Source organism: Pedobacter sp., from assembly GCF_965249885.1.
Taxonomy (GTDB): Bacteria; Bacteroidota; Bacteroidia; order Sphingobacteriales; family Sphingobacteriaceae; genus Pedobacter.
In genome coordinates this window covers 3,774,196-3,795,159 of sequence record NZ_OZ252254.1, presented here as the reverse complement: position 1 = coordinate 3,795,159, position 20,964 = coordinate 3,774,196, and the positions used below count along the sequence as shown (strand labels likewise).

Below are 20,964 nucleotides of genomic sequence, written 5' to 3'. Positions count from 1 at the left end.
AAGGAAACTGCATTTTTTTTAAATGATGCTTGATGACGGCTTTACATGTATTTCTTTATTGCATCCCACAAAATCGGGTCGTAATCGTAAACGTCAGGTCTAAACTGCACTGTTCCATTACCATCTGCCCAAGCGGTGTAATATGCAATGTAAACGCCAATATTTTTCCTTGGCGAGTACCAAGTAGGTTTTAACTGAAAAACTTTAAGGGTATCAGTTTTCATTGCTAATTTCTTCTTGAAAACCTCATTTTTAGTCGTATCAATTGGCGGCAAATCCACATCCATACGAAGCTTATCATACTGATATTTGTCTTTCACCATTAATTCCGCGAACTTTAGAGGATCCTCTATCCTCACACAACCGTGACTGATAGCCCTATTGGCCAACTTAAAACCGTATTTATTGTTTGTATCGTGTAAGTAAATACTGGAACTGTTATCAAACACGAACTTAAATTTTCCCAGCGCATTACCTTCACCAGAGCCTTGCTTAAACTGAAAAGGTAATTTTTCTCTTGGATATTTGTTCCAATTGATCGTATCGGGATCATTGACCAACTTGCCTTTATAATAAACTTTGATGTTGTTATTGGAAAGATAATAAGGATCTTTTCTTGCCATCCAATAAATTTCGCTTTTGGCTATGCTTACTGGGATATTCCAGATTGGATTGACCTGTATGGCGTTGAAAATGCTAAAAAGCTGTGGGGTTTCGTGGTTTTTAGGCTTATCATCCAGTTTGCCCGATTTCAAAAAAGCCTTCATTTTTTCGGCGTAGGTTGCCTCACGTTTACCGCCAACACATACGTTCATGTGCGCCAGCGTATCCTCGTTTCTAAACCATGTTAAGGTAAAATCAGGAATATTAACCACAACTAACTCATCGGTTTGTTGTGGCAAACGCCAACGCATGCGTTCTAAATTAATTTTTATTGTTTTAATCGCTGGATCTACATCATTCCCTAAACTATCACGATAGTGTGCCAATGCCGTTTTTAACGATAAGTATGCTTTACTTTTAAGCTGAACGTCGTTTAAAACAGCAGTGAGGTTATTTGTATTGAGCACCGAATCCATCAACAAACTATCTGGGCGCTTTATTTTCGCATAAAACCGATTGAAAAAATTACGAGGATTTATACTGCCATAACCCATAAAATTAGTGTATTTATTCAATGAATTAGCGGCGTTAAGCTCTAAATCTGCAATTAGCTCGTAAACCTCTTCAATCTTACCGAACTTGTTCCTATTTAATGTTTGCAACTGTTTTTCAAACACACTTAAATTGAATATCTCGGGATTAAAGCCATCAGCTTTACTTTGCAAAAGATAATTTTTAAGTGTATCTAATTGCCCATTTACATAAAATTGAGTGACCAATTTAGGAAGGTATTCATTCTTTTTGTAGTAGGCTTCAATTACTTTAGGATTTAAGAACGATTGACTTTGTTCCTTTAGTTTAGCTTTAAAAATGGGGATAAATACGGCCGTATCAAACTTATCATACAACTTATTGTCAAAGTGTTTAGTAAGTACTTGTGCAATTTCAGGCTTGTCTTTAAACCAACTACAAGCACTCAACGTAACACCAAATAGCGTTATCAGTAATACTTTTTTAAAATTTCCCGAAATGAGTTTCAACATTAAACTTTAATTAGACAAGCGTTTTAGACAAATTAAATGCCATTTATTTTTGGATTGTATACTAAACTAGTATATATTTGCTTTATATTCCTACAAAATTAAGGAAAAGATATCAGTATAATGATCAAATTTTTAAACCATCACTTGCATTTCCATCATCGCCATTGCGGCGATATGTAATGTTATGTTCTGTACTTCAGAATGGTTTTTAAATAGATTCTATATTTCTTATTCTTAATTCAACAAAGTGAAAACACTTAAAATAGCTATCCAAAAATCGGGTAGATTAAACGAAAAATCAGTCGAAATCCTTAAAAATTGTGGTTTATCTTTCGAAAACTACAAAAGCTCTCTCATCTCAACCGTTACTAACTTTCCTTTGGAAATTCTCTTTTTAAGGGATGACGATATTCCTGAATACGTACAAGATGGCATCGCCGATTTAGGTATAGTTGGGGAAAATGTTATCGTTGAAACGGGGGCAAATGTTTCATACCTACAAAAATTAGGATTTGGCAAGTGCTCGCTCAAAATAGCGGTAAAAAATGATAGCGACATAGATACCGTTGCTAAATTAGACGGTAAAGTAATTGCCACTTCTTACCCAGTAATTCTACAAAAATTCCTTAAAGCAAACCAAGTTAATGCTCAAATAAGAAACATCTCCGGTTCAGTTGAAATTGGCCCAGGCTTAGGTTTAAGTGATGCCATTTTTGACATCGTTTCTACGGGCGGCACATTGAAAAATAACGGACTTAAGCCTTTTACCAGTGTCATGCATTCGGAAGCTGCGCTAATCTCAACGCCGGGTTTAGAACTGAATACCGAAGTGATGGAATTGGTTCAGCGCATCCAATCAGTGTTAAAAGCCAGAAGCACAAAATACGTTGTGTTAAATGTAGCGAAGGAAAACTTACAAGCTGTGGTAGACTTACTGCCTGGAGTGAAAAGTCCTACCGTTGTTCCACTTTTTGAGGAAGGTTGGGTAGCCGTTCACTCTGTAATTGACGAGCAAGATTTCTGGGTTAAGATTAACAGCTTAAAGGCAGCGGGTGCGCAAGGAATAGTAGTAATGCCAATAGAAAAAATCATTGCCTAACTGAATGGTTTGACATCAAATATTGGAGATAATTTATCAACGCGTATCATCCGTTTTTATGTACGTTTTCCATGATTGGTGAGACTGAAAACTACGCTGCTAATTGCTTAAAATATCAACAAAAATCACTAAAATACAAATTAAAGCTATTAACTATTAGTTAATTAAAATTATTAAAACATTGAAAATCTATAATTTAAAAGATTTAACTAAACAAAATATAAAAGAGCTATGTTCTCGCAGCATAGCAGACGATAATTTAGTTAAATCTCGCACCGAAGAGATCATCAGCAATGTTAAAAGCAATGGCGACAACGCCCTACTGAGTTACGCAAAACAGTTTGATGGTATTGAACTTTCGTCATTATACATAGGCGGAGATGAACTTATAGAAATCGCGAAACAAATTCCAGCTGAGGCAAAAGCTGCGATCGATACAGCCTATCAAAACATCCATCGATTTCACTCAGCCCAACTTAAAAATGAGGAAAAGGTGGAAACGATGCCCGGTGTGGTTTGCTGGAGGGAAACCAGAGCTATTGAACGTGTGGGTTTATATATCCCGGGCGGCACTGCAGTACTGCCAAGTACATTCTTAATGCTTGGCATTCCAGCTAAAATTGCTGGCTGTAAAGATATCGTGGTTTGCTCCCCGCCACAAAAAGATGGTAAAGTTAACTGCTACATTGCCTACGTGGCTTCATTATTAGAAATTGAAAAAGTGTACCTTGTTGGTGGTGCACAAGCGATAGCCGCTATGGCATATGGCACCGAGAGCATCCCACAAGTATACAAAATATTTGGACCGGGCAACCGCTACGTAACAGAAGCAAAAAAACAGCTACAACACGTTGCAGCAATAGATATGCCGGCGGGCCCTTCGGAGGTTTTAGTACTTGCTGATGAGACTGCCATTCCGTCATATGTTGCCGCCGACTTACTTGCACAAGCAGAACATGGTATTGATAGTCAGTCTATTTTAGTGATTACTTCAAATAAAGCTGCAGCAAAAGTGTTAAGCGAAGTTGAAAGGCAATTAACTGCATTGCCAAGGAAAGAGATTGCCGCAGCAGCCATGACAAACTCCTACATTATGATGGTAGAGAACCTAGAACAGGGAATGGCATTTAGTAATGAATACGCTCCCGAACATTTGATTTTAGCGACCGAAAAATACCAATCTTTAATCCCATTGATTAGCAATGCGGGCTCCGTGTTTTTAGGGAACCTCACACCCGAAAGCGCTGGTGATTATGCCTCGGGCACCAACCATACCTTACCTACAAGTGGCTTTGCTAAAGCTTATTCCGGAGTGTCAATTGATACGTTTATTAAGAAGATTACGTTTCAATATTTGAACGAAGAAGGATTAAGAAACATTGGAAGCACCGTGGAAACACTTGCAGAAGCGGAAGGATTGCAAGCGCATAAAAATGCAGTAACTATTAGATTACAGGGATTAGCAAAAAACTAACAACTAGTACCCACAAACAACACAAACAAATGGATGTAAGAGAATTACAACGAGAAAATATAAAAAATTTAAAGCCCTACTCTACCGCTAGGGACGAATTTAAAGGCCAGGCAAGTGTTTATTTAGATGCCAACGAAAACAGTTTTGGCTCGCCATTACCTGCCGACTACAACCGCTATCCAGATCCACTACAATTGGATTTGAAGGACGCAATTAGTCAAATTAAAGGTGTGCCTATCGAAAATATGTTTTTAGGCAATGGCAGCGATGAAGCGATAGACCTGCTTTTCAGGGCATTTTGTAACCCGGGCAAGGACAATGTGATCATACTACCTCCAACTTACGGAATGTATGAAGTGTCTGCTAACATCAACGATGTAGAAGTGCGTAAAGTGAACCTCACCGCTGACTTTCAACTGGATTTGGAAAAAATCGCAGAAACGATTGACGGTAATACTAAAATGATTTTCATTTGTTCACCTAACAATCCCACAGGCAATTCTTTAAACAGAAACGATATAGAGACGATTTTAGCCAACTTTAAAGGTCTGGTAGTGATTGATGAAGCTTACATCAATTTCGCTCGGCAGAAGACGTTTATTCAAGAATTAACAGAATATGCAAACTTAGTAGTGCTACAAACATTCTCAAAAGCATGGGGACTTGCTGCATTAAGATTGGGAATGGCTTTCTCTTCCACACATGTAATTGATATCCTCAATAAGGTAAAACCCCCATATAACATCAACCAAGCAACGCAAGATTTGGCATTGGCCGCCTTACAAAACATAGAACAAGTAAACGAGTGGATTAAGGTTACAGTTAGCGAACGAGACAGGTTAGGCAATGCTTTGGGCAGAATGGAAGCCGTAAGAAAGGTTTACCCGTCTGATGCGAACTTTATTTTAGCCCAGATTGACAATGCTCACGACCTCTACAATCAATTGGTTGATCAAGGCATCATTGTAAGGGATAGATCTAAGGTAGTACTTTGCGACGATTGTTTACGAATTACCGTTGGAACAATTGATGAAAACAACCACCTTTTAACTGCGATAGAACAATTAACAACTACGAACGCCTAAACCCATGAACGACCAAAATTTAAAAGTGACAGTGGAAGATCAAAAGATAAAAGTGCTATTTATTGACCGAGATGGCACACTAAATATTGAACCTGAAGACGAACAGGTAGATAGCTTTGCTAAACTTAAGTTTTACCCAAGAGCATTATACTATCTGTCTAAAATTGCCAATGAGTTAGACTACAAATTGGTAATGGTAACTAACCAAGATGGATTAGGAACCGAATCACATCCAGAAGAGAATTTTTGGCCGATACAGAACTTTATTGTAGATACTTATGCTGCAGAAGGTGTAGTATTTGATGAGATTGTAATTGACAAAACTTTTGCTAAAGATAATGCCCCGACTAGAAAACCCGGGACTGCCCTACTTACCAAATATTTTGGCAGCGAGTATGATTTAGCAAATTCATTTGTGATTGGAGATAGACTAAACGACATCGTTTTAGCAAAGAATTTAGGCGCCAAAGGAATTTATATTCGCAACAACGACAGCCTAGGTTCGTTAGAAAACTTGGACAAATATGAAACGTTAAGCGAAATCATTGCTTTAGAAACCAAAAACTGGGAAGACATCTATACTTTCTTACGTGGCGGCGCTAGAACTGTTAAACATCAGCGAAACACTAATGAAACGCAAATTAGCATTCAGTTAGATTTAGATGGAACGGGTAAAGCTCTGATTAAAACCGGCTTGAACTTCTTTGATCACATGTTAGATCAAATTGCAAGACATGGCGGCATGGACTTGGAGATTGTTGCCAATGGCGATTTACATATTGATGAACACCACACCGTTGAAGATACTGGCATTGCTTTAGGCGAAGCTTTTGCAAAAGCTATTGGCAATAAACTGGGCATTGAGCGTTACGGCTTTTGCTTACCAATGGATGATTGCTTAGCGCAGGTAGCAATAGATTTTGGTGGCAGAAATTGGATTGTTTGGGATGCAGATTTTAAACGCGAACGTGTGGGCGATGTGCCTACTGAAATGTTTTTCCACTTTTTTAAGTCGTTTAGTGATGCCGCAAAATGCAACTTAAACATTAAAGCTGAAGGAGAAAACGAGCACCATAAAATTGAAGCTATTTTTAAAGCATTTGCGAAAGCGATTAAAATGGCCGTTAAACGCGACGCAGAAAAAATGGTACTGCCGAGCACAAAGGGAGTGTTGTAGTTAGGGGTTAGGGGTTAGGATTAGGTTTTAGGTTTTAGTGGACAGGAATCAGGGGTCAGAGTTAATGATTAATGGATAATGGATAGGGATTAGTGGACAGGAGTTAATGGATAATGATTAATGGATAATGGTTAATGATTAATGGTTAGGGATTAGAGATAATGGCGGTAGGTTGGAGCGAAAGGAAGAATTAAGAACATCCTTACCTAAGCGCTTCTCTCTCCTCTTTGAGGAGAGATGCCGAATGCAGAGAGGAGCTTACGTTAACAGAAAGCATTAAACCAACAATACAACCTCCTAACCTAACGACTACGAATTTAACTACGAAGCGCAAAACAAAGTAACTAAAACCTACGGAGCGAAAGGAAGAATTAAGAATACCCTGTGCTAAGCGCTTCTCTCTCCTCTTTGAGGAGAGATGCCGAAGGCAGAGAGGAGCTTACGTTAACAGAAAGCATTAAACCAACAATACAACCTCCTAACCTAACGATAACGAACTAAAAACTTGACTACGAAGCGCAAAACAAAGTAACTAAACCCGATAGTAGCGAGCACGAAGTAAAGCGGATAGCGGGACTACAGATCCGATGGAATACTAACATTGGTTTCAAATAAAATAAATGAAATGAGTAATAAACCCACAGAAAAGGCAATAGGCATTGTAAATTATGGTGCTGGCAATATTTTCTCTTTAACTGCGGCTTTGGAACGCCAACAGATCCCTTATGGCATGGTAAACACCGAGGAAGATCTGCAAATGTACAGTCACATTATTATTCCTGGCGTTGGCCATGCAGGTGCTGCAATGGAAAAATTGAAGCAAACGGGCTTGGTTGAGGCCATTAAACAACTTGAAAAACCTGTACTGGGCATTTGTGTAGGCATGCAATTACTTACCGCCCACTCCGAAGAGGGAGATGCAGACTTACTCAACATTGCGCCACTTCAAACTAAACTATTTGATAAAGAGCTGGGTATCAAAATTCCACACATGGGTTGGAACAATGTTAATTTTACAAACAATCCTCTGTTTAAGCATGTTAAAGCTGATACGCAGTTTTATTTTGTACATTCTTATTTTATTGAATATAACCCTATTTTTGATATCGCATCGGTAAATTATGGAAACAAATTTTCGGCTGCAATACAGAAAGATAATTTTTATGGCGTTCAGTTTCATCCAGAAAAATCAGGACAGGCTGGAGAGCAGCTGTTGAAAAACTTTTCGTTAATGTGATGATGTATTAATTGATGATTTGATAACAACACAGTGCAAAACAATATTTTATTTTAAACTTTTGACTTTAAACTTTAAACCTTAATTACGATGTATATTATTCCAGCGATAGATATTTTAGACGGCAAGGTGGTACGCCTACGCGAAGGCGATTACAACCAAAAAACGGAATATAATGTTTCTATCGAAGACATGATTGACCAGTACCAATCTAACGGTACGGACTTTATCCATATCATAGATTTAAATGGTGCCAAAGGTGATTTCAGCAATCAAAAGACGCTTTTCGACATTATTAAAAAAACGGAAATGAAGGTACAATATGGCGGTGGAATCCGTACGATTGAGCAAGTAACCAACCTTCTTGATGCGGGCATCCATCGTGTAATTGTAGGAACGCAAGCCATCAGCAATCCCGATTTTTTACCTCAGCTGAGCGAAGCTTTTGCTAAAAAAGATGATTATGCTAACAGAATTGTAATTGCAATTGATGTACTGGACGAAGTAATCAAGTATTCAGGCTGGATGGAAAGTTCACCAATTAAATTAATGGATTACGTGGATAAGTGCTTGGCCCTAGGGTTCTTCCGCTTTTTATGTACAGATATTAATAAGGATGGGAAATTGGGTGGAACGGCGATTGAGCTTTATCAAAAACTGATGGACCACTCCCCTATGATTAAACTGATTGCATCCGGTGGCGTAAGTTCTATGGCTGATATTGAAGAATTAGCACAACTGCCAATTAGAAGCGTGGTGGTAGGCAAAGCAATTTACGAAAACCGTATTTCCATTGAAGAAGTGAAGAATTGGAATTTGAAACAGTTGAGTAGTATATAAGCAATTGAAATTCAAAATAATCTTTATTATAGGGCTGACAATAATTTTGATAAGCATAGCTATGTTCTTTTGGGGCATACACATGTTTAGCTATCGTGGAGATTTTACCAAACTTATGACGGTAACTGGAGAATATTCCTTTATATTATGTGTTCCTACATTTCTATTAGGAATAATCTTAACGGTTACTGGAGCTGTAAACAAATTAAAAAAATAGACATCATCGTCATTGCGAGGCACGAAGCAATGACGGAACCAGAGAATATGCTGAGTAAAAGAATTATCCCCTGCCTGGATGTAAAAGACGGCAGAACGGTTAAAGGTGTAAATTTTGTTGATTTACGTGATGCTGGAGATCCAGTGGAACTAGCGGCGCAATATGCCCAACAAGGTGCTGATGAATTAGTTTTCCTAGATATTACCGCTACACATGAACGCCGTAAAACGATGATTGAAATGGTGAAAGCAGTGGCCAGACAATTGAATATCCCTTTCACTATTGGCGGTGGAATTACTGAAATTGCAGATGCCGAGGCTTTACTCAATGCCGGTGCCGACAAAATCAGTATCAACTCGGCAGCGGTACGCAACCCTCAGTTAATTGAACAATTGGCTAAGGCGTTTGGCGTTCAATTTGTTGTGGTAGCAGTTGACACCAAGCTTGTAGACGGTAAAAACTGGGTACATCTAAATGGTGGCAGATTAATTACGGAGCTGGAAACCGAAAAATGGATTAAGCAGGCAGAAGAAATGGGTGCAGGAGAGATATTGTTAACCTCAATGGATCATGATGGTACCAAAGCTGGTTTCGACTGTGGTTTGTTAAAGCAAATTAACGATAGCATCAATATCCCAATCATTGCGTCAGGTGGCGCAGGAAGTGTGGACCATTTCACTGAAGTTTTCCAAAAAGCTAATGTTGACGCCGCTTTGGCTGCTTCAGTTTTTCACTACGGAGAAATACTGATTCCAGATTTAAAAAATGAATTGAGCAGGAATGGTATTCCAGTAAGATTATAACGAGATCGTCATTGCAAAATACTAAGCAATCCTAAAGCGATAAAAAGATAAAGTTATTGCTGCGTAAAGTTCAAAAATGACCGCAACTATAAAAACAAACAAATGAGCAACATCAATACCAAACAAATAGATTTTACCAAAACAGATGGTTTAGTACCAGTAGTAGTTCAAGATAACCAAACTTTAGAAGTGTTGATGTTGGGCTACATGAATGCCGAAGCTTTTGAAAAAACACAACAAGAAGGCAAAGTAACCTTCTTTTCGAGGTCTAAAAATCGTTTGTGGACCAAAGGCGAAGAGAGCGGAAACTTCCTTTTTGTGCATTCTATCGATATCGATTGTGATAACGACACTATTTTAATTAAAGCCGATCCAGTAGGCCCCACTTGTCACACTGGATCAAGAAGCTGTTTTAAAACTGCGTACAACCAGAACTTTATTTTTGAGTTGGAGAATATCATCAACGACAGATATGCAAATCCTGTAGAAGGCTCTTACATTAATAAAATGCGTACAAAAGGCCTCAATAAAATTGCGCAAAAAGTTGGAGAAGAAGGTGTAGAAACTGTGATTGCAGCTTTAGCAGAAACTAGAGAGGATTTAATAAATGAAGCATCAGATTTGCTTTTCCATTTGATGTTTTTATTAAGAGAAAAAGAATTGAGCTTAAAGGATATTGCCGAAAACCTAGAAAAACGGCACAAGTAGTAGCTTAGCTTCAATTTGCTAAACGACCGCTGAGATATGCTCAGTCATCATTGCAGCAATACTTATGGCGTCCGCATAAAACACGGCGTCATTGCGAGCGTAGCGAAGCAATCTCAAACAATAAGTTAAGTCAGCTAAAATCGAAAAAGTAACAAAACCGGAGTTTACGGAGCTCATCAGCCTTGCTGATAAACTCTCGGTTGCTTATTTATTCAGCATCATTTTGTTTTCAATTGTTTTCATGCTTGCTTCGCAGGTTTCTTTCAAAGAAAATGCTTTGCTTATTGGTGAAACTCGAAAACTAAGAGACCGAAAATTAGCTGAACGAAGATTTGAAGCGCTATCGCTAGCAAATAGCATAATTCTATTATCCCGAACTCACTTTAGATTACACCAATTTCAGCGAATAAGCGCTTTTTTTCGCCAGCAATCCTTCGTACAGCAATAGGTTAAAGCCTATCAATCCCATACCGTAAAATACATCCTCTACAGGAATGGTTTTAATTCTGAGGCCGATAATCTGTTCGCTGTTATACCACACAATTGGTGCATCCAACCCGGTGCCAGTCAATATTCCATTCACAATTAAAAATGGAATGATCATGATGAGGTAAGTGAAATAAAACTGGCCCAACCATTTAGGCTTAAGCACAAAAGCTAAATAAGCTACTAAAACAGCAAACAAGCTAAAACTTACCATTGGATACATCCTATCGTAGAAAAAACCAGCTAGCGAAACACTTAACAGAATAAGTACTACCGAAATCAGATCAGTTTTATAATTACGTAGATTTTTCTCTTTCCAAACGCCAAAACAGTGGTAAGAAAACAGACAAGAGTAAGGAATGCAAATAAAGAAAAGCACTTCCTCTATTGGCAAATTAAAAAGGTACACGCCAATTAAGTAATCTGGATTGAAACCCCACACTCCCCTATCTGTAAACCATACATCCCATAAAATATAGGCTAATGAAATTACAATATTGGCCGGAAAAAATGCTTTAAAATTTTTCCAAAACATAAGCTTTGGATGGAAAGAAGCGATAAACGGAACAACAACCGTAAAAAAATCTATTAAAAGATACGTGTACTGCTTCATTGCTTCTGTTGTTGCATTTTTTGGTAACGATAAGCTTCCCTGAAGTATTTAAATGGCACCCACAACATGCCGAAACATTCGCCGTCATGTTTGCCTAGATGTTTATGATGCATTTTATGAGCACGTCTTATCGCTTTTAGATACAGGTTATTTGTATTACGGAACCATTTAAAACGCTGGTGGATAAAAATATCATGCACTAAAAAGTAACAGAATCCATAAAGGGTAATGCCGCCAGCTATAGACATCATCACGATGTTGCCATAAACTGTTCCAATTAAAAACAAGATGATAGCCGGAGTGGCAAATAGCAAAAAGAAAAAATCGTTTTTTTCCAATACCTGCCCGTCATCTTTCTTATGGTGATCTTTATGTAAATACCATAAAAATCCATGCATCAAGTATTTATGGGCTAACCAAGCTACAGATTCCATAGCTACGAAAGTGAGTATTATTATCGCAATTGCTGTCCACACCATTACTATTTCTCCTTAAACAATTCGAGTATTTTTGTTGTCCTATAGTTAAATATATGTTCTAATTTGTTACGCACAATAAGTGTATTGGCTATCCTTCCCAAAATTCCAAGTGGAACAGCGTAAATCACCTTGTCTTTCATCAAAACCTTTCCCTCAAACTCTTCGAAGGTATGTTCGTGGTGCCAATAGGCATAAGGTCCCTTTAGTTGTTCGTCGACAAACATATACGGCGCATTCACCGCACTAATTTGGCTTACCCATTTTAAAGGAATACCCGCAAGAGGCTTTACGATGTACTGAATCATTAAGCCATTATGGATTTGCTTTGGCAAATTTTTACTTACCACTTTAAAACCCATATCATTAGGTGTAATTTTAGCCAAATTAAATGGATTACTAAAAAAGTCCCACGCTTCTAGTAAGGATATTGGCAACACTGTTTCTCTGTATAACTCGTAAGTTTTCATTAAACTAGTTCTAAAATTCCTTTGTTGGTTACCTCATTAAAAATGATTTTAAACCAAGGTGTATATTTTTCTGGATCATCGGCCATATCTGCTTTCAGCTCATCAACCGACATGTATTTCCAATCCGCTACTTCTTCTGTATTAGGTTGTGGTTGCTCATTAAATCGACCTAAAAAAACGTGATCCAACTCATGCTCTACCAATCCGTTACCTACATCAGCTTTGTAGATGAAGCTATAAGACCAATCTGTTTTACAACTGATTCCCATTTCTTCCAACAGTCGCCTGTCTACTGCTTTTTGTAATGTTTCGCCTTCCCGAGGATGGCTGCAACAGGTGTTGGTCCACATGCCAGCACAATGATATTTGCTTAATGCCCGCTGCTGCAACAACACCTCATTATTATCATTCAACAAAAACACCGAAAAAGCCCTGTGGAGTTGTGCCTGCTCATGCGCCTGCATTTTTTCCATTAGTCCAATGGCTATGTCGTTGCTGTCAACTAATATTACTTTTTCAGTCATTGAGCGAGATTAGTTAATTGTTGTTTTTCACTAGTAGTTAACTGCTGCTGTTGCAGAAAAGAGATTACAGTTTTAGCAAGTTGATCATCTATTTGTTTATTCGCCAAACTTTTGAAAAGCTGTTGTTTATCGGCCTCTATATGATCATCATATCCCAAAAATGATGGTGCTGAAACCTGATTAGCATACCTCAAAAAAATCAGCTCCGTATTCCCTCTATCTTTCCCTATGGCTGCATTTAGCATTTTCTTCCCAGTATTAAAGTTGCTGATTTTGGTAAATGGATTGAAAGCATGCTTCGCCATCATCATTTTTGCGGCGCCAGTATAGCCAAGTGTAAATGCGTTTTGCTCCTGAACAGCTAACAACTTCAGTAATTGCTGCGTAGTTTGTTTACAGCTATAAGACTTGGCGTACATTTCTCTAATTTGTTGCTTTGTTGATGTTGAAGGTGAGCTTGCGCTCAATGTAAACAATAACAATAGCAGTACTAAATTTTTAGCTAACATCTGTTGACAAAGTTCCGGAACCCTGCGGCACAAAAAAGGTATTTAGCATTAGCAATGCTTTCTGGAAATCGGGCACCCTCACCCTTCTCTCCATAATGTGCTGTGCAGGTATCTCCTTAATTTTTCTAAAAAGTGACCGATAATAAATATAGGCCAAATATACGCCCTTTTTAGCAGTTTTAGGCAATTTCAGTATTCCTTCAAGCGCATCATCAAATTCCGCTTCAATCTCGTCTTCAATATTCAATTTATCTTGTTCAGTGAAATGATTAAAGTTCATATTAGGGAAGTACATCCTTCCTAACTCCACGTGATCTGCTTTGATATCCCTTAAAAAGTTCACCTTTTGGAAAGCAGAACCCAATTTCATTGCAGCTGGACGAAGTTTGTTGTACTCGTTCACATCGCCATTACAAAAAACTTTTAAGCACATCAAACCAACAACTTCTGCCGAACCAAATATATATTTATCATAAAGCTGTTTGGTGTACACCTGCTTATCCAAATCCATCTCCATACTGTCTAAAAATGCATCGATTAACTCTACATCTATACTATATTGGTGTACCGCTTGTTGAAAACTGTTGATGATTGGATTTAAGCTGATCTTATCTTCCAAAGCTGCTGTAGTTTCTTTGCGCAATTGCTCCAAAAGTCCTTTCTGATTGTAGCCGTGGAAAGAATCTACCACTTCGTCGGCAAGCCTAACAAAGCCATAAATTGCAAAAATTGCAGGGCGAATGCTTGGCGATAAAAACTTGATTCCCAACGAAAAAGACGTACTGTACTTCTTCGTAGTGATTTGGCTGCATTTTGCTGAAACTTGATCGAAAAGTGCTTTCATAAATTTATTTTTGATGGTGATGTGCAATGTAATTGGCTACTACCTGGCCTGAAATGATGGCTGGTGGAACGCCAGGGCCCGGTACTGTGAGCTGGCCTGTGTAATACAAGTTTTTTATCTTTTTATTTCTTATAGATGGCTTTAAAACGGCTGTTTGACCCAATGTATTGGCCAAACCGTAGGCGTTTCCTTTAAATGCGTTATAATCATCTACAAAATTTGAGTAAGCATAGGTAGTTTTAGAAACGATATTATCGGCAAATTTTTCTCCGCAAAAATCTTCTAATCTTTTTATTAAATGATTGAAGTATTTCTCCCTAATTTCTTCAGTATCCTGCAACCCTGGCGCAACTGGGATAAGCAAAAACAGATTTTCCATCCCATCCGGAGCAACGGTATCATCAGTTTTTGATGGACAGCACACGTAGTATAACGGATTTTCTGGCCATTCTGGCGATTCGTAAATAGCTTTGGCATGTTGCTCAAAGTTATTCTCGAAAAACAAATTATGGTGCTGCAGTTTTGGTAGTTTCTTATTTACGCCTACATAATACAATAGGCACGAGGGCGCCATTACACGTTTATCCCAATATTTTTCAGTATAATTTCTATAATTTTTAGGTAGAATTTTTTGATCTATGTGATGATAATCGCCTGCTCCCACCACATAATCAGCGTTAAAAACAGCTACATCATTACCCACTTGGTTTACCTTTCCATTTGCTATCTGCATTTGCGTCACCTCAAAGCCGAGCACAAACTCCACTCCTTTTTCTTCCGCTAACTGATGCATTGCCTCTGCCAGCTTTCCAAAACCACCCATTGGGTACCATGTTCCCAGTTTGATATCAGCATAATTCATCATGCTATACAAAGCAGGTATATTTTTGGGAATGGCGCCTAAAAACAATACAGGGAACTCCATTAACTGAAGTAACTTCGGAGATTTAAAGAAACGACGTACGTGTTTGGCAAATGACTGGAGCAAATCTAACTTGGTAGCCGCCTTAAGCACTTTCAAATCCATAAACTCCATCAAACTTAAACCAGGTTTATGAACAAATTCATTGATTCCAACTTCGTACTTATACTGCGCCTCCTTTAAAAATTGATCTAGCTTTTCGGCGCTGCCTTTTTCTATCGCTTCGAAAGCGTTGCGTAACGCTTCGTAATTTGCTGGAACTTCGAATATATCTTGTTTACCGTAAATTACTTGATAGGACGGATCGAGACGCGTAAGATTAAAGTAATCTGCGGTAGACTTGCCAAACTGATTGAAGAAGCCCTCCATTACATCGGGCATCCAGTACCAACTTGGCCCCATATCAAAGGTAAAACCATCTTTTTGGAAAACCCTAGCTCTACCGCCTACGGTATTATTTTTTTCAATTACAGTTACCTTATGCCCTAGCTCAGCTAAAGTAATTGCAGCACTTAAACCTGCAAAACCAGCACCTATTACTATTGTATTTGGAGATATAGCACTCATAATTTTATAACCTAACAAACATAAGCTAAATTTTGTTTAAGTTTTTAAAAAAAAGATTAAACAAAACAAAATGTTACAAAATTATTTCAATTGACATTTTATTAGTGATATAAAAAATGTTGATTAAAATTCTGAAGCTAACGTTTTAAGGTTATTAAATATAAAAAAATTAGGCGGTAAATTCAAATTATATTCCATTAAAGATGCACTAGCGAAATAAAATTTTGCTAAACTGGATACAATTTTCATTCTAGAGATGAACACCGCTGCGTCCGCTTCAGACATGGCGTTAGAAATGTTACAAATGAGGATATCAGGATTACTTACCTGCAAAATTTTAGGCAAATCAGCTATTGGAACTGCTTGTCCTAAATAAATAACCGAGTAGCCCTTGTTCTTCAATAGGTAGTTTAAAAAAAGCATACCTAGTTCATGCAGCTCATTTTCAGGCAAAAACATGGTTACCTTTTTTGCTGTTGGACTCACGACTACGGGCAGATTATCTATAGCCGAAATTAGTTTCTGACGCACCATATTACTCATAAAGTGCTCTTGGGCAGGATTGATAGCATCAATTTGCCACATCACTCCTATCCTACTAAAAAATGGGAAAATAATATTGTGAATTGTAGCCTCGAAGCCTAAACGAGCAACAGCTTTATAAAATACTTGATGAAACAAAGCTTCGTCTAAATCGATCATGCTCAACATTAGTCCATCGAAAATATCCTCATCACCACTTTTCACAAAGCTAAAATCTTTCACTTTTTCGACAATTTCAGCATTGCTCATTTTGGCAATGTGAGAAATCTTAATTCCATTCCGGTTAAGCACATTGATATTGAGCAGTGCCTTTAGATGTACATTATCGTAATATCTGATATTGGTTTGTGTACGAAGAGGCTTAATGACTTGATAGCGTTTTTCCCACATCCTTAATGTAGCTGCCCTGATGCCCGTAAGCACTTCGAGATCTTTGATGGAATATTGGGCCAGCACTGACATACAAACCTTAATTTTGTTGAATATTTATCATACAAATTTAAACAAAAAAAGTTTTCGAATTTCTAAATCATCTCTAATAAGGTATTATTTGACCAGATTAACCGTATTTTTGCCTTATGCTAAAACACCTTCACACCTTCAGTGGGCATCAAAATCCAATCTATGCGTTAACTAAATCGGCTAAAGACGGTATTTTTTTTACCGCCGGAAATGATAAGGGCGTAGTGGAGTGGTCGTTAAACCAAATGGCATTTGTGATGGTTAAAATGCCTGTTCAAAGCTCTGTTTATTACCTTCACAATTTTGAAGATAGGCTGTTTGTTGCCGAAAGAAGTGGCGCTTTTTCTGTTTACGATTTTTTGGCGCAGGAAATAACTTACCGAATAAACGCTCACCCCAAACCCATCTTCGGGATGCAAACCATTAGTTATAAAAATGAATTGTTAACTAGCAGTGAAGATGGAAGCGTTGCAATTTGGTCGTTATCAGATTTTAAGGAGTTATATCGACTTGAAATCTCGACGGATACTGTGCGGTGCATAGCTATTTCTCCAACAGAAAAGGAGATTGCCTTTGGTTGTAAAGATGGGAGCATACACATTTATTACTCAGAAGATTATAGCCTGAAGCAAATTTTGAAAGAGCACAGCATGGGTGTTACCTCTTTGGCTTACCATCCAAATGGAGATTACTTGATATCAGGAAGTAGAGATGCGCAACTGAAAATTTGGAATCCAGAAGATTACACCATGACCAATAACATTCCGGCTCACTTATTTGGGATTTACGATATTGCTTTTCATCCTACACTTCCATTTTTTGCTACTGCCAGTCAGGATAAAAGCATTAAGTTATGGGATGCCAATAATTTTAAGCTGTATAAAATTGCTAGCATTGATAAGATGGGGATAGGCCATAGCCATTCGGTTAACAAATTATGTTGGAGCCACGATGGAAGTAAACTTATTTCTACTGGTGACGATAAAAAAGTGATGGTTTGGGAGCTTGTTATATAATGATCTACGGTATTTTACCAACGGTCGGTTTAACCGAAGCCTTAAACTGATGCAACTTCATTATCCAAAATCCCTATCCAAAAAGGTTTGATGTTAATCGCTAGATAGCTTAAACTTACGATTGCTTTAAGATTCCGAAATGAATTCGGAATGAATAAACGACGAGCAGATACAAACTGCGAAGAACGATGGATTAACCGTTTCTTGCTTAGGAGAAACCGTAAAGCATTAAGTTTTTAAGAAACATGGCTTAAGTCCGCCAAATAAGTCCGGAACAATAGTTACAACAAGCCCCCAAATCCTTTGCCGAAACGGTAGGTTAGACTAAATTCATAAGTGCTGGTACTGAAGACTGGATTTTGCACACTACTGCTGGTTGCAAACTGATATCCGAAGCCAATATTTAGGTTTTTCACAAACAAACTTGCTAATGCGGCCATCTCCCCTTGAGTTCTTAAATCAGCGCCAACGCCAAAGGTTTTTTTCAGATAAATCATGGCTGATAAGTTCGCTTGAAAATCGAGATTTTTAGCATAGCTAAGTAAAGTCGCCGGCTTCAAATCGAAATCACTTCCCAAAGCAAAAATTGCGCCTGCTGTAAAATGGTATAGATTATTCACATCGTAGTTTTGAGCTTTGCTACTTAGTCCCAACTTGGCAAACGTTAAACGAGGCACAGAAACACCTGCATAAAATTTCTCCGGACGGTAATACATTAAACTAGCCGAAAGCATGCCATCGGTTTCCTTTAAATCATTTGCAAAAGAAGGATCTGAAACGGCAAGCCTAGAAAAGTTGCCATTATAATAACTCACACCAGCACCTAAGGAAACTGCCAAATAGTCTTCTGCGGCTAAACGTATCGATTTACCAAAAAAAACAGAGGCCTCTCCGACGTTTTCCACCGCAGCACTTTCATGTTTAAGGTTGATGCCCACACGCAAATCGGACTTGGCTAAAGGTAAACTTGCTGCTAAGCGATAACTTGTTGGCGCACCTTCCAAATTAACCCACTGGTAGCGACCAACCACGTTAACCTGCGGTTGATTAGTTAAAAAACTACCCGCTGTATTTATTGGCATCACTATATTATTGTACTGCGTATAGTTGGTTGTTTGCTGTGCTGCAGCATATAAACAACTTAAACTGAATGATATTATTAGGACAAATTTGAGTTTCATCTCGTTGAGTTTAGGAATACTGATATTTGTATTAAAGCAAAATATTATTTGATGAATGGAACGCTAGAATTTGAGCACGAAATAGCCTTTCTTCTGCAACCATTGTCCATTTTGCTTATAGGCTAAGGCATAATAATAGGTTCCGTTGGGCAACTGATCGCCGTTATTGGTTTTCCCAGTAAACACTACCTTTTCATTATCATAGCCTTTTTGTTCATATACTAAATTCCCACTTCGGCTTACTATCCGTAACTCATTTTCAGGATAAGCATTTATGCCTTCAATTAAAAAAACGTCATTTACACCATCGCCATTTGGAGAAAGTGCCGCAGACACTAAGAGCTGAGCACTGCCTGCAGTATGGATAAGAATATCTCGATCCACATTAGTGGCTGGCAAATAGAATTCGTTACCTGCTTGTGAAGCTGTAATTTTCAACGTACCAAGTGCTTTAACTTGCAACTTATTATCTGCCGTAATTACACCGATAGTGGGATTATTAGCTGTAAAAGTGATAGGTAAACCTGAGGAGCTAGAAGCATTTAATGTTACCGTTCCTGCATAACGACTAAAAGGTCCTTGCTGATTAAATGTGATTGTTTGAGGTGCTTTGTTAATGGTAAAACTAATTTCTATGGGAGGTGCTGCTGTATAACTGGCATTACCCGCTTGTGTTGCTCTTATGGTAGCCAAACCAGTATTTATGATGGTTACTGTTGAGCCATTAATGGTAATATTGCTGGTTAAAGCGGTATAGGTTACTGGCAGTCCGGAACTGGCTGTGGCACTAAGCGCAAATGGCGCTTCTCCGTACACTTTATCGGCAATAGCTGGAAACGTAATGCTCTGACGAGGATCATTCCATTTGGCGTACAAGGTAGTGCTTCCCAAAATGACATCAGTGGCGAAATTCCAAACGGTGGTGAGTGCCGCATCTTTATACCAACCGCCAAAAATCAAATCAGTTTTAGTAGGCGGCGTTGGCGCAGCGAAAGTACTGTTGTAAGCTACCTGAACAGGAGTTACTGCTGTACCACCATCGGTATTAAAGCTTACGGTATAAAGTATAGGATTCCATTTGGCGTACAAAGTGGTAGCGGCGGTTACTACATCAGTAGCGAAATTCCACGGAGTGGTTAAATTGGCATCTTTAAACCAGCCTCCAAAAGTATACCCAGTGCGAGTAGGTGCCGTTGGCGACGCAATAGTTTGATTTTGAGCAACATAAATTTGAGGCACAGCAGAACCGCCGTTAGTGTTGAAAGTTACGAAGAGTGGTAAAGATGACTCATCGTAAATATTAAAATCATCAAAATAGAGCTGTAATATGTTAGTAGTGGTAATATTAGAATGAAAACCTACCCTGAATTGGTTTAACGGAACGGCAGGACCAAAAGCCGCCATATCACTATAGATTTTGGTGCTTCCTATCCACAGGTCCCACTTGTCGTTAGCAAGACTTGCAAAACTACCATCAGGAGCACTATATACGATAGGATTATCTGAATTATTTACGGCAAAGGTAATTTGTTGCTCTCCTGCAAAGAACTGCGTAGAAGATTCGGCCGCCTTATTTTGGGCATTTAAGTTTGAGATAATATTTACTGCAAATGTGTTTCCAGCGATAGAAAAACCAAACTTACTGTGAGCATTACCACCAGCAGCAACATTGTCTGGTAAATTTGCCGAGTTATCGAAACCGTTACCGATAAAAAAATATCCGTGATTAGTTATGGCCGTGGACGGATTATTTGCATTAGTAACTTCAAATTTAAACTTAACGATGGCTACTTTCGGAGTGGTAGCAAAATTCACATTCCTCACCGCTTGTGCCGATCCAGTACCATTTTTATTGATTTTTAATCTACCGTTATCTACCACAAAAGGCGAAGAGCCAAAAGCGCTGAAAAAGGTAAATTGTCCGTTGCTAGGCGTCGTTGCATTGACATAATCTGCCAAATTATTTGAGCTATTGAAGTTTTGCGAAAAGATTTGAGCGTACCCTTGCGCCAAACAAAGCAACATCAATATTGGAAATATGAGTATTTTTTTCATCTAAAGGCTA

General features: G+C 38.3%; 20 protein-coding genes. 9 read left to right on the top strand and 11 right to left on the bottom strand.

Translation table 11 applies throughout. The annotated features are described in order from the left end of the window. Window positions 1-41: 41 nt before the first annotated feature. Window positions 42-1,646: a L,D-transpeptidase family protein gene (locus ACY2A0_RS16130; protein ID WP_461790399.1), complete on the bottom strand. Its 1,605-nt coding sequence runs from the start codon at window positions 1,644-1,646 to the stop codon at window positions 42-44. Window positions 1,647-1,893: 247 nt separating this feature from the next. Between ACY2A0_RS16130 and hisG the strand changes: the two genes are divergently transcribed. The 8 genes from hisG (at window position 1,894) to hisIE (ending at window position 10,286) form a co-directional block, all read left to right on the top strand. Continuing rightward, the gene (gene hisG, locus ACY2A0_RS16125; RefSeq protein ID WP_461790398.1) at window positions 1,894-2,745 is read left to right on the top strand and encodes an ATP phosphoribosyltransferase; all 852 of its coding nucleotides are present in this window, start codon (window positions 1,894-1,896) and stop codon (window positions 2,743-2,745) included. Window positions 2,746-2,926: 181 nt separating this feature from the next. After that, window positions 2,927-4,219, top strand: a complete 1,293-nt coding sequence (gene hisD / locus ACY2A0_RS16120) for a histidinol dehydrogenase (RefSeq protein ID WP_461790397.1) — start codon at window positions 2,927-2,929, stop codon at window positions 4,217-4,219. A gap of 29 nt (window positions 4,220-4,248) precedes the next feature. Next, window positions 4,249-5,304, top strand: coding sequence for a histidinol-phosphate transaminase (gene hisC, locus ACY2A0_RS16115; RefSeq protein WP_461790396.1), 1,056 nt, complete (start codon window positions 4,249-4,251; stop codon window positions 5,302-5,304). A 4-nt stretch (window positions 5,305-5,308) separates the two neighbouring features. After that, window positions 5,309-6,481 (top strand): bifunctional histidinol-phosphatase/imidazoleglycerol-phosphate dehydratase HisB, encoded by a 1,173-nt coding sequence (gene hisB / locus ACY2A0_RS16110; protein ID WP_461790395.1) that lies wholly within the window; start codon window positions 5,309-5,311, stop codon window positions 6,479-6,481. Window positions 6,482-7,106: 625 nt separating this feature from the next. Then, window positions 7,107-7,718 carry an imidazole glycerol phosphate synthase subunit HisH gene (hisH, locus tag ACY2A0_RS16105; RefSeq protein ID WP_461790394.1) on the top strand — a complete coding sequence of 204 codons (612 nt, stop codon included), beginning with the start codon at window positions 7,107-7,109 and terminating at the stop codon, window positions 7,716-7,718. Window positions 7,719-7,808: 90 nt separating this feature from the next. Continuing rightward, a complete protein-coding gene (hisA, locus tag ACY2A0_RS16100) occupies window positions 7,809-8,558 on the top strand; it encodes a 1-(5-phosphoribosyl)-5-[(5-phosphoribosylamino)methylideneamino]imidazole-4-carboxamide isomerase (RefSeq protein WP_113636200.1) in 750 nt (249 codons plus the stop codon). 264 nt (window positions 8,559-8,822) lie between these two features. Beyond that, window positions 8,823-9,578, top strand: a complete 756-nt coding sequence (hisF, locus tag ACY2A0_RS16095; RefSeq protein WP_461791069.1) for an imidazole glycerol phosphate synthase subunit HisF — start codon at window positions 8,823-8,825, stop codon at window positions 9,576-9,578. A gap of 102 nt (window positions 9,579-9,680) precedes the next feature. Next, window positions 9,681-10,286, top strand: a complete 606-nt coding sequence (gene hisIE / locus ACY2A0_RS16090) for a bifunctional phosphoribosyl-AMP cyclohydrolase/phosphoribosyl-ATP diphosphatase HisIE (protein WP_461790393.1) — start codon at window positions 9,681-9,683, stop codon at window positions 10,284-10,286. A gap of 388 nt (window positions 10,287-10,674) precedes the next feature. Here the strand turns inward: hisIE and ACY2A0_RS16085 are convergent, their stop codons facing one another. The 8 genes from ACY2A0_RS16085 to ACY2A0_RS16050 form a co-directional block, all read right to left on the bottom strand. Then, the gene (locus tag ACY2A0_RS16085) at window positions 10,675-11,385 is read right to left on the bottom strand and encodes a lycopene cyclase domain-containing protein (protein WP_461790392.1); all 711 of its coding nucleotides are present in this window, start codon (window positions 11,383-11,385) and stop codon (window positions 10,675-10,677) included. After that, complete coding sequence (locus ACY2A0_RS16080) at window positions 11,382-11,864, bottom strand: sterol desaturase family protein (RefSeq protein ID WP_461790391.1); 483 nt, start codon at window positions 11,862-11,864, stop codon at window positions 11,382-11,384. Before ACY2A0_RS16080 ends, ACY2A0_RS16085 begins: the two co-directional genes overlap by 4 nt. Window positions 11,865-11,866: 2 nt before the next feature. Beyond that, entirely contained in the window at window positions 11,867-12,331 is a 465-nt protein-coding gene (locus tag ACY2A0_RS16075) for an SRPBCC family protein (RefSeq protein ID WP_113636192.1), read from the bottom strand. After that, window positions 12,331-12,855, bottom strand: coding sequence for an isopentenyl-diphosphate Delta-isomerase (gene idi / locus ACY2A0_RS16070; RefSeq protein WP_461790390.1), 525 nt, complete (start codon window positions 12,853-12,855; stop codon window positions 12,331-12,333). The genes ACY2A0_RS16075 and idi overlap by 1 nt, the downstream gene beginning before the upstream one ends. Then, window positions 12,852-13,364, bottom strand: a complete 513-nt coding sequence (locus ACY2A0_RS16065) for a hypothetical protein (protein WP_461790389.1) — start codon at window positions 13,362-13,364, stop codon at window positions 12,852-12,854. The genes idi and ACY2A0_RS16065 overlap by 4 nt, the downstream gene beginning before the upstream one ends. Then, window positions 13,354-14,208, bottom strand: coding sequence for a phytoene/squalene synthase family protein (locus ACY2A0_RS16060; RefSeq protein ID WP_461790388.1), 855 nt, complete (start codon window positions 14,206-14,208; stop codon window positions 13,354-13,356). Before ACY2A0_RS16060 ends, ACY2A0_RS16065 begins: the two co-directional genes overlap by 11 nt. A gap of 4 nt (window positions 14,209-14,212) precedes the next feature. Beyond that, a complete protein-coding gene (locus ACY2A0_RS16055) occupies window positions 14,213-15,697 on the bottom strand; it encodes a phytoene desaturase family protein (protein ID WP_461790387.1) in 1,485 nt (494 codons plus the stop codon). Window positions 15,698-15,820: 123 nt separating this feature from the next. Then, a complete protein-coding gene (locus ACY2A0_RS16050) occupies window positions 15,821-16,702 on the bottom strand; it encodes a MerR family transcriptional regulator (RefSeq protein ID WP_461790386.1) in 882 nt (293 codons plus the stop codon). 116 nt (window positions 16,703-16,818) lie between these two features. Here ACY2A0_RS16050 and ACY2A0_RS16045 point away from each other — a divergent pair, with 116 nt between their 5' ends. Continuing rightward, window positions 16,819-17,718, top strand: a complete 900-nt coding sequence (locus tag ACY2A0_RS16045) for a WD40 repeat domain-containing protein (protein WP_461790385.1) — start codon at window positions 16,819-16,821, stop codon at window positions 17,716-17,718. 281 nt (window positions 17,719-17,999) lie between these two features. Here the strand turns inward: ACY2A0_RS16045 and ACY2A0_RS16040 are convergent, their stop codons facing one another. Together ACY2A0_RS16040 and ACY2A0_RS16035 are read right to left on the bottom strand one after the other, a co-directional pair. Further along, window positions 18,000-18,899 (bottom strand): PorP/SprF family type IX secretion system membrane protein, encoded by a 900-nt coding sequence (locus tag ACY2A0_RS16040; RefSeq protein WP_461790384.1) that lies wholly within the window; start codon window positions 18,897-18,899, stop codon window positions 18,000-18,002. A 63-nt stretch (window positions 18,900-18,962) separates the two neighbouring features. Next, window positions 18,963-20,954 (bottom strand): InlB B-repeat-containing protein, encoded by a 1,992-nt coding sequence (locus tag ACY2A0_RS16035; RefSeq protein WP_461790383.1) that lies wholly within the window; start codon window positions 20,952-20,954, stop codon window positions 18,963-18,965. Window positions 20,955-20,964: the final 10 nt, after the last annotated feature.

What these genes read in the sequence shown, in the direction of transcription:
- ACY2A0_RS16130 (WP_461790399.1), bottom strand. Translation starts at nt 1,646, where the DNA reads ATGTTGAAACTCATTTCGGGAAATTTTAAAAAAGTATTACTGATAACG.
- hisC (WP_461790396.1), top strand. Translation starts at nt 4,249, where the DNA reads ATGGATGTAAGAGAATTACAACGAGAAAATATAAAAAATTTAAAGCCC.
- hisB (WP_461790395.1), top strand. Translation starts at nt 5,309, where the DNA reads ATGAACGACCAAAATTTAAAAGTGACAGTGGAAGATCAAAAGATAAAA.
- hisH (WP_461790394.1), top strand. Translation starts at nt 7,107, where the DNA reads ATGAGTAATAAACCCACAGAAAAGGCAATAGGCATTGTAAATTATGGT.
- hisA (WP_113636200.1), top strand. Translation starts at nt 7,809, where the DNA reads ATGTATATTATTCCAGCGATAGATATTTTAGACGGCAAGGTGGTACGC.
- hisF (WP_461791069.1), top strand. Translation starts at nt 8,823, where the DNA reads ATGCTGAGTAAAAGAATTATCCCCTGCCTGGATGTAAAAGACGGCAGA.
- hisIE (WP_461790393.1), top strand. Translation starts at nt 9,681, where the DNA reads ATGAGCAACATCAATACCAAACAAATAGATTTTACCAAAACAGATGGT.
- ACY2A0_RS16085 (WP_461790392.1), bottom strand. Translation starts at nt 11,385, where the DNA reads ATGAAGCAGTACACGTATCTTTTAATAGATTTTTTTACGGTTGTTGTT.
- ACY2A0_RS16080 (WP_461790391.1), bottom strand. Translation starts at nt 11,864, where the DNA reads ATGGTGTGGACAGCAATTGCGATAATAATACTCACTTTCGTAGCTATG.
- ACY2A0_RS16075 (WP_113636192.1), bottom strand. Translation starts at nt 12,331, where the DNA reads ATGAAAACTTACGAGTTATACAGAGAAACAGTGTTGCCAATATCCTTA.
- idi (WP_461790390.1), bottom strand. Translation starts at nt 12,855, where the DNA reads ATGACTGAAAAAGTAATATTAGTTGACAGCAACGACATAGCCATTGGA.
- ACY2A0_RS16065 (WP_461790389.1), bottom strand. Translation starts at nt 13,364, where the DNA reads ATGTTAGCTAAAAATTTAGTACTGCTATTGTTATTGTTTACATTGAGC.
- ACY2A0_RS16060 (WP_461790388.1), bottom strand. Translation starts at nt 14,208, where the DNA reads ATGAAAGCACTTTTCGATCAAGTTTCAGCAAAATGCAGCCAAATCACT.
- ACY2A0_RS16055 (WP_461790387.1), bottom strand. Translation starts at nt 15,697, where the DNA reads ATGAGTGCTATATCTCCAAATACAATAGTAATAGGTGCTGGTTTTGCA.
- ACY2A0_RS16050 (WP_461790386.1), bottom strand. Translation starts at nt 16,702, where the DNA reads ATGTCAGTGCTGGCCCAATATTCCATCAAAGATCTCGAAGTGCTTACG.
- ACY2A0_RS16045 (WP_461790385.1), top strand. Translation starts at nt 16,819, where the DNA reads ATGCTAAAACACCTTCACACCTTCAGTGGGCATCAAAATCCAATCTAT.
- ACY2A0_RS16040 (WP_461790384.1), bottom strand. Translation starts at nt 18,899, where the DNA reads ATGAAACTCAAATTTGTCCTAATAATATCATTCAGTTTAAGTTGTTTA.
- ACY2A0_RS16035 (WP_461790383.1), bottom strand. Translation starts at nt 20,954, where the DNA reads ATGAAAAAAATACTCATATTTCCAATATTGATGTTGCTTTGTTTGGCG.